The 7684-nt window shown below is 56.1% G+C and carries 12 protein-coding genes and 1 pseudogene; 11 read left to right on the forward strand and 2 right to left on the reverse strand.

Annotated features, from left to right (window positions below; translation table 11 throughout):
- Positions 1-447 (forward strand): transposase (locus ACNKH3_RS04145; protein ID WP_420208353.1); only part of this gene is annotated, 447 nt, incomplete at its 5' end.
- Positions 448-462: 15 nt separating this feature from the next.
- Here ACNKH3_RS04145 and ACNKH3_RS04150 read toward each other — a convergent pair.
- Entirely contained in the window at positions 463-2004 is a 1542-nt protein-coding gene (locus tag ACNKH3_RS04150; protein WP_420208354.1) for a tetratricopeptide repeat protein, read from the reverse strand.
- Between the two features lie 216 nt (positions 2005-2220).
- On the opposite strand from ACNKH3_RS04150, the gene ACNKH3_RS04155 reads away from it, so the two are divergent.
- The 10 genes from ACNKH3_RS04155 to ACNKH3_RS04200 all read left to right on the forward strand — a co-directional run bounded on the left by ACNKH3_RS04155 (position 2221) and on the right by ACNKH3_RS04200 (position 7482).
- Complete coding sequence (locus ACNKH3_RS04155; protein WP_420208355.1) at positions 2221-2577, forward strand: hypothetical protein; 357 nt, start codon at positions 2221-2223, stop codon at positions 2575-2577.
- A 199-nt stretch (positions 2578-2776) separates the two neighbouring features.
- A complete protein-coding gene (gene rpsB, locus ACNKH3_RS04160) occupies positions 2777-3541 on the forward strand; it encodes a 30S ribosomal protein S2 (RefSeq protein WP_420208356.1) in 765 nt (254 codons plus the stop codon).
- Between the two features lie 96 nt (positions 3542-3637).
- Entirely contained in the window at positions 3638-4249 is a 612-nt protein-coding gene (gene tsf, locus ACNKH3_RS04165; protein ID WP_420208357.1) for a translation elongation factor Ts, read from the forward strand.
- A 93-nt stretch (positions 4250-4342) separates the two neighbouring features.
- Positions 4343-5050 carry a UMP kinase gene (gene pyrH, locus ACNKH3_RS04170; protein ID WP_420208358.1) on the forward strand — a complete coding sequence of 236 codons (708 nt, stop codon included), beginning with the start codon at positions 4343-4345 and terminating at the stop codon, positions 5048-5050.
- Between the two features lie 12 nt (positions 5051-5062).
- Positions 5063-5266: a type II toxin-antitoxin system HicB family antitoxin gene (locus ACNKH3_RS04175; RefSeq protein WP_420208359.1), complete on the forward strand. Its 204-nt coding sequence runs from the start codon at positions 5063-5065 to the stop codon at positions 5264-5266.
- A 1-nt stretch (position 5267) separates the two neighbouring features.
- The gene (locus ACNKH3_RS04180) at positions 5268-5474 is read left to right on the forward strand and encodes a type II toxin-antitoxin system HicA family toxin (RefSeq protein ID WP_420208360.1); all 207 of its coding nucleotides are present in this window, start codon (positions 5268-5270) and stop codon (positions 5472-5474) included.
- Positions 5475-5603: 129 nt separating this feature from the next.
- Positions 5604-5921, forward strand: a complete 318-nt coding sequence (locus tag ACNKH3_RS04185; protein WP_420208361.1) for a DUF4258 domain-containing protein — start codon at positions 5604-5606, stop codon at positions 5919-5921.
- Entirely contained in the window at positions 5918-6166 is a 249-nt protein-coding gene (locus ACNKH3_RS04190; RefSeq protein ID WP_420208362.1) for a type II toxin-antitoxin system MqsA family antitoxin, read from the forward strand. The genes ACNKH3_RS04185 and ACNKH3_RS04190 overlap by 4 nt, the downstream gene beginning before the upstream one ends.
- A gap of 21 nt (positions 6167-6187) precedes the next feature.
- Entirely contained in the window at positions 6188-6745 is a 558-nt protein-coding gene (gene frr / locus ACNKH3_RS04195) for a ribosome recycling factor (protein ID WP_420208363.1), read from the forward strand.
- Positions 6742-7482: an isoprenyl transferase gene (locus ACNKH3_RS04200; protein WP_420208364.1), complete on the forward strand. Its 741-nt coding sequence runs from the start codon at positions 6742-6744 to the stop codon at positions 7480-7482. Before frr ends, ACNKH3_RS04200 begins: the two co-directional genes overlap by 4 nt.
- On the opposite strand, the pseudogene ACNKH3_RS04205 reads toward ACNKH3_RS04200, so the two are convergent.
- Positions 7483-7684 (reverse strand): annotated as a pseudogene (locus tag ACNKH3_RS04205) (hypothetical protein); the annotation flags it as partial.

Here is a 7684-nt window from a genome sequence, read left to right on the forward strand (position 1 = left end):
AAGGAGATCGACTCGGAAATTCAGAGAAAAACCGACGGCGACGCCAGCCTGAAAAAGCAGCGCGAGCTGCTGGACAGCGTCCCCGGCCTCGGCGTGAAAACCATTCCTGTCCTGCTTTCTTTTTTCAGCGGAAAACGCTTCAGCAGTCCCCGCCAGGCGGCGGCATATGCCGGGCTTGATCCGCGTCAGCACGAATCCGGCAGCAGCGTCCGCAGAAAGCCGAAAATCTCGAAAATGGGTCATTCTTTTCCCCGCAAGGCGCTTTACATGCCCGCGATGGTCGCGGTCACGCGGACAGAATGGGGCAAGACCTTCAAGGCCCGCCTCGCCGCGAACGGAAAACCGCCGATGGTCATCATCTGCGCCATGATGCGAAAGCTCGTCCATGTCGCTGTCGGCATCCTCAAATCAGGCAAAATGTTTGATCCGGCCTTGCATGGTGCTTGACGCGGACAACAGTATCTACATTCCCGCCATCTTTTCCTTCAGCTCGTCGTAGTTTTCCTGAACCGTGTTGATACTGGGATGCCCGTCAGGGAGCTTGGCCTTGAGTATGGTCAAGGCACGTTGATACAGCGGCTCGGCTTCGGCATATTTGCCCTGCGCGTAATACAGCAAGGCCAGATTGTTTAGGCTTGTTGCCACCGAAGGATGGTCTTCGCCCAGCGTTTTCTCCGTGATCTCCAGAGCGCGTTTGTATAGCGGCTCCGCTGCCTCGTAGCGGCCCTCCGATTCATACAGCAAGGCCAGATTGTTCAGACTCGCCGCCACGGAAGGATGGTCTTTGCCCAGCGTTTTTTCCCAAATCTCCAGAGCGCGTTTGTGCAGCGGCTCCGCTTCAGCGTATTTGTCCTGCACTCTGTACAGCTCTGCCAGATTGTTCAGACTCTCCGCCACGTCGGGATGTTTTTTGCCCAGCGTTTTTTCCCTTATCTCCAGAGCACGTTTGTGCAGCGGCTCCGCTTCAGCGTATTTGTCCTGCGCTCTGTACAACTCTGCCAGATTATTCAGGCTCACCGCCACCGAAGGATGGTTTTTGCCCAGCGTTTTCTCCAAGATCTCCAGAGAATGCTGATACAACGGCTCCGCCTCCTCGTAGCGGCCCAGTGTTTTATACAGCGCACCCAGATTGTTCAGGCTTGTCGGCACGTCGGGATGGTCTTTGCCCAGCGTTTTCTCCCAAATCTCCAGCGCACGCTTGTGTAGCGGCTCCGCTTCAGCGTATTTGCCCTGCGCATAATACAGCAAGGCCAGATTGTTCAGGGCCGTCGCCACCGAAGGATGTTTTTTGCCCAGCGTTTTCCCCCTGATCTCCAGAGAACGCTGATACAGCGGCTCCGTCTCCGCGTAGCGGCCCTGCGCGTAATACAGCGCGGCCAGATTGTTCAGGCTTATCGCCACCGAAGGATGGTTTTTGCCCAGCGTTTTCTCCCAAATCTCCAGAACACGTTTATGTAATGGCTCCGCTTCCTCGTAGCGGCCCTGCGCTCTGTACAGCTCTGCCAGATTGTTCAGGCTCGTTGCCACGTCAAGATGGTCTTTGGTGGCCTTCCAGCTCAAGGCAAGCCCGCCCACAACCGCCATTGCAGCGAGGATGAAAAGCAAAATCATCCCCCAGCGCAGCAGCGGGCCGTTCAGCTTCTTGCTGCTCAAAAACAGTGGCTTGATGATCAGGGCGAAAACAAACAGCCCGAAGCCCGCCAAAACCAGCGGGTGTCGCAAATGCTCAATCCAAACCCTCACCTCGTTCATCGCCCGTTCCTCCTTGTCTTCCGCGCAGGCCGATTCCCGCCGCATCGGCCCATTATTCTCCAGATGCAGCGGAACTGCAAAGAAAATGTCCTGCCGTACCGGCGCGGCCTCCCTGCGCTTCTTGTGCAGGAGCAAACGTTCCTTTGCCAAGAGGAAACGCTTCTTCAGTGGGAGCAGGCATTCCTTTATGAAGAGCAGACAATCCTCCGGCAGGAGCACGCGCTTCTTGCGCAGGAGCCGCAGCTCCTTCATCAGGAGCAAACACTCCTTTATCTGCCGCTGATGAAGAAACGTCAGCAGGTTTTCAAGGAATGACTGCTCTTTTCACTTGCGCGTTAGGAGCGTTCAGAGCTATGCTTTCTTCCGACACTTCTTTGTCAGCAGCAGTCATTCCTCTGCCACGGCCTGCGGCAGCTCCGCCGCATCCCCTTCCGGCAGGGAAAATCCCTTTCCGCAGGAGAAGACAGCATGGCATACCGAAGAAAGACCTCGAACATCCTCAACGCCGCGCAGACCCGCGCCGCCAATCTCAAGGCGATTGATCCAAACTTGGATCTGGGCAATGAACTGACTGTCGCCGACTATGAAAGCCGGATCGCAGCGGCGCAAAACGTCTTGGACAGCTACAACATTCAGCTCGCCAAGGCGGACGCGCTCGGCAACGACTTCAAAGCAATTGAAAAGGAAGTGCGCGCCTTCTCGTCACGGATGCTGGCTGGGGTCGGCGTGAAGTACGGCAAGGACAGCAACGAGTACGAGATGGCAGGCGGCACCCGCAGCAGCGAAATCAAGCGGAAAAAGAAGCCGGAGGAGCCTCCGGCCTAAGCGGCGCATTTTTTCCTTGCCGCATCGCAACAGGATGTTCTTGCTGTTCTTCAGTCGTTATGGTAAGAAAGCAGGGCAGCATTGCCGCCGCACCGTTGCGGCGGCTCATCACGCACACTCCGTCAGTGTCCCTTGGTGTTCCATGACTGGAATCGGACGTGGAGTGGAGGAACAACCATAAAGCAGGAAAGGAGCAATAATGGCAGTGCAAGTCACCATGCGGCAGATGCTTGAGGCCGGTCTGCATTTCGGACATCAGACCAGACGCTGGAACCCGAAGATGAAACCGTTCATCTACGGGCCGCGCAACGGCATCTACATCATCAACCTTGACGCGACCATGCGGATGTTCCGCAAGGCCTGCACCTATCTGACCGATGTGGCAGCCAACGGCGGCACCATCCTCTTTGTCGGCACCAAGCGTCAGTCGCAGGCGGTGATCAAGGAAGAGGCCGCGCGCTGCGGCATGCCGTATGTCAATCACCGCTGGCTTGGCGGCATGATGACCAACTTCCAGACCATCAAGAATTCGGTTGACCGTCTGAAGAAGATTGAGGCCATGCAGAAGGACGGCAGCATCAACCGCTTCCCCAAGCATGAGATCCTGCTGATGGAGAAGGAGCGGGTCAAGCTGGAGCGCAATGTCGGCGGCATCAAAGACATGCGCAAGCTGCCGGACGTGCTCTTCATCATTGATCCCCGCAAAGAAGAGATCGCGGTGGACGAGGCGCGGAAGCTGGGCATTCCTGTGGTCGCCCTGACCGACACCAACTGCAACCCGGACGGCGTTGACTACCTGATTCCCGGCAACGACGACGCGATCCGCGCCGTGCGGCTGATCGCGGGACAGGCTGCGGAGGCTGTCATTGAGGGCAGAGGCGTTGCCGGCGAGGCCATTCCAAGCAACATCGACGAGCTGGAAGCGGCCATGACCGCGACCGCCTTCGCCGAGCCTGCTGTCTGATTGCAGCGCAGAGGGGCGGCTCTTGCAGCCGCCCTTTTCATATAACGACTGAGCCGGGCGCACTGTCCCGGATGATTTATTTTTGAGGAGACAAGAATGGAAATCACCAGCCAGATGGTCAAAGAGCTGCGCGAGAAGACCAACGCGGGCATGATGGACTGCAAAAAGGCGCTGGCCGAGACCGGCGGCGACATGGAGAAGGCAGTTGACTTTCTCCGCCAGAAGGGCTTGGCCGTTGCTGCCAAACGCTCAGGCCGCGCCACCTCTGAAGGCGTGATCGAGTGCTATATTCACGGAGTCGGCAAGCTGGGCGTGATGGTTGAAGTCGGCTGCGAGACCGATTTCGTCGCCAAGACCGACCAGTTCAAAGCCTTTGCCAAAGACGTGGCCATGCACATCGCCGCCGCCAATCCGGTGGCCATCCGCCGCGAGGACATGCCGCAGGACATGATCGCCCGCGAGCGTGATGTGTATCTCAGCCAGGTCAAAGAGGAAGAGGCCAAAAGCGGCAAAGCCAAGCCGGAGAACATCGTCGCTAAGATCGTTGATGGCAAGATCGACAAGTTTGTCGCCGAGAACTGTCTGCTGGAGCAGAAGTTCGTCAAAAATCCCGATGTCTCGATTCAAGACCTGCTTAACGAGCTGGTTGCCAAGATGGGAGAGAACATCACCGTGAAACGCTTCGCCCGCTATCAGCTCGGCGCGTAAGAAGACCAAGTCCCCGGCCTGCGGCAGCCGGGGCGGACAAACTGCGGCCCGCGCCCCTTTCCAGTTCCCACATCCGACGGAGATTTCAAGACCATGCAATATCAGCGCATCCTCCTCAAACTCAGCGGTGAAGCCCTGATGGGCGACGGTGCCTACGGCATCAGCCCTGCGATGATTCAGTTTGTCGCGCAGGAAATCAAGACGGTGCATCAGCAGGGCGTGCAGCTAGGATTGGTCATCGGCGCGGGCAATATCTTTCGGGGTGTGGCCGGAGCCGCAGGCGGCATGAACCGGGCCGTTGCCGATAACATGGGAATGCTGGCCACGGTGCTGAATGCCTTGGCCATGCAGGACGGGCTGGAGCGGAGCGGCGTGCCCTGTAGGGTGCTGTCGGCCATCGCCATGCAGAATGTCTGCGAATCGTACACCCGCGCCGCCGCGCTGGAGCATCTGGAGCAGGGCAGGGTGGTGATTTTTGCCGCTGGCACAGGCAATCCTTATTTCACCACTGACACCGGCGGGGTGCTGCGGGCCTTGGAGATCGGCGCGGATGTGATGATGAAGGCCACGCGGGTGGACGGCGTGTATGACCGCGACCCGGAGAAAGACAAGAACGCCGTCCGCTTTGACCGCCTGACCTACACCAAGGTTTTGCAGGATCAGCTCCGGGTCATGGATGCGGCTGGCATTTCCCTTGCCCGTGATAACAATCTGCCGGTCTTAGTCTTCAATATGAAGAAGGAAGGCAACATTGCCCGCGCTGCGGCTGGGGAGCAGGTGGGGACATTGATTATGGCATAGCTGACGAAAAAAATGAAACTGAAAGTGATTATCCATCAAGCTGAGGAAGGCGGTTATTGGGCAGAAGTCCCGGCGATTCCAGGATGCGCCACGCAGGGGGAAACAATTCAAGAATTGATTCAGAACATTTATGATGCCGTGGAAGGATGTTTGAGTATCGACATGGACACGATTCCCATAGGTGCCACTGACCAAGTCATGGAGCTTGCAGTCTGAAATGAAGGCTGTCAGCGGCAAGGCAATGAGTTTATTGCTGGAGAAGAAGGGCTGGACGCTTGCCCGTGTTACAGGTAGTCACCATATTTTCGTCCGTGACGGAAGCAATCTGCGGATAACGGTGCCAGTTCATGGCAACCACGATTTGAAGACAGGTCTTCAACGCGCCATCATGAAGCAGGCTGGAATTACTGAAGAGGAGTTGTAAGAGAGAAAGCAGTATGCTTGCACCGGCTTTCAATATGAAGAAGGAAGGCAACATTGCCCGCGCTGCGGCTGGGGAGCAGGCAGGGACGTTGATTGCTGCTGGCTGACCTGATGCTATAATGTTCAGTTTATGAATATTTCATACTGCTTGGCTGCCGATTTCAATTGTTATGCGATTGAATACAGAATCCATGCGGTCCGCCGCATGTTTCAGAGGGATATTCACGAAGATGATGTCGAATATGTCCTTGAGCATGGGGCGATTATTGAAAAATACGATGAAGATTTTCCCTTGCCCAGCCTGCTGGTGAATGGCCTCGCGTTGAACGGCAGACCGCTTCACGTGGTGGCTGGAATCAATAATCAAGAAAGGATTATTGTGATCATCACTGCATACGAGCCTGATCCTGTCAGATGGTCAGGTGATTTTACGGGGAGAGTTCAATGAAGTGTGCAATCTGCCGTTCAGGAAATACTGAAAAAGGTTTCGCAACAGTCGTCTTGGAGAAAGAGGATACCGTATTAGTCTTCAAACGAGTTCCTTCAGATATTTGCGACACGTGCGGAGAGCAATATATTTCATCTGACGTGAACAGGTCGCTGCTCAACCATGCGCGGGAAGAATTGAATAAGAACGTCACTCTTGAGATGTTGAACTTTGTTCCTGAAGAATCGGCAAAACCAATGCGATAGTTTTATATAAGGAGAAACATCATGGGAAATCCTGTTGTTGACGAAGCCAAATCAAAAATGGTCGCCCGGATTGACGCGTTGAAGCGCGATCTGACCAAAATCCGCACAGGCCGTGCTTCAATCGCCCTGCTCGACGGCATCCGGGTGGATGCCTACGGCTCGAAAATGCCGCTCAATCAGGTTGCGGCCCTAACCGTGCCGGAAAGCCGGATGATCGTCGTGCAGCCGTGGGATCCGCAGATGCTGCCGATGATTGAGAAGGCGATTCTTGCTTCGGACATCGGCCTGACTCCGTCCAGCGACGGCAAGGTGATTCGCCTGCCCATCCCGCAGCTCACTGAGGAGCGGCGCAAGGATCTGGTCAAACAGGTGAAGAAAATCGCCGAGGAATTCAAGGTCGGAGTGCGCAACGACCGCCGCGATGCCAACGACGTTTTCAAAAAGCAGAAGAACGACAAAGAAATCTCTGAGGATGAAATGACCCGTCATCAGGATGAGGTGCAGAAGCTGACAGATGATTACATCAAGCATATTGATGCCATAGCTGCTGGCAAAGAAAAAGAGGTCATGGAAGTATGACCGCCCTGCCGGTCATTCAGCCGCTGCCCGTCCATGTCGCGATCATCATGGACGGCAATGGCCGATGGGCCAAAGAGCGGCATCAGCCCCGGCTTTTCGGCCACAGGGCCGGGGTGGAGTCGGTGCGGGTGATTGTCGAGGCCGCCCGCGAAATCGGCATCCGCCACCTGACCCTCTATGCCTTTTCCACCGAAAACTGGCAGCGGCCCGGTTTGGAGGTCAAAGGGCTGATGGCACTGCTCAAGACCTTTCTGCTGGCCGAGCTGGAGACGATGAAAAAGAACGGCATCCGTCTGGACTGCTTCGGGCAGAAGGAGCGGCTGCCAGACGAGGTGCGGGCAGTGCTGGAGCGGGTGATTGCCGAGACCGCTGACGCGCCGGGAATGCGGCTGAATCTGGCGTTAAGCTACGGTTCCCGCACTGAAATGCTGCGGGCGGTGCGCGAGGTCGGCAGCCGCTGCGCCGCAGGCCAGCTCAGGCCGGAGGAGATTGACGAGCAGCTCTTCAGCAGCTGCCTCTATTCCGCCGGGCAGCCCGATCCTGACCTGCTCATCCGCACGAGCGGCGAGCAGCGGCTCTCCAATTTCCTCCTCTGGCAGCTTTCCTACGCCGAATTGTATTTCACCGAAACCCGCTGGCCGGATTTCCGTCGGGCGCAGTTCTTTGAGGCATTGCAGGTTTTTGCCAACAGGCAGCGGCGGTTTGGGAAGACGGGGGAGCAGGTGAAGGGTAAATAATCATGCTGCAAGAGTGTCTGGCAGAATTAAAAAATATCCTCGCAGAATTAAATCCATATAGGTGTCAAGACCCGGATGATTACACTCCGGCTTTTTAAACAATTCAGGATGAGTTTTCCTCCACTTGCTGAGAGCCTCCATCGGCGTGACATGACCGAGGTTTCTTTGAGGAATATTGGAGTTGTAGATATGAAGATACAGG

It is taken from the genome of Candidatus Electronema sp. JC, assembly GCF_048287365.2.
GTDB lineage: Bacteria > Desulfobacterota > Desulfobulbia > Desulfobulbales > Desulfobulbaceae > Electronema.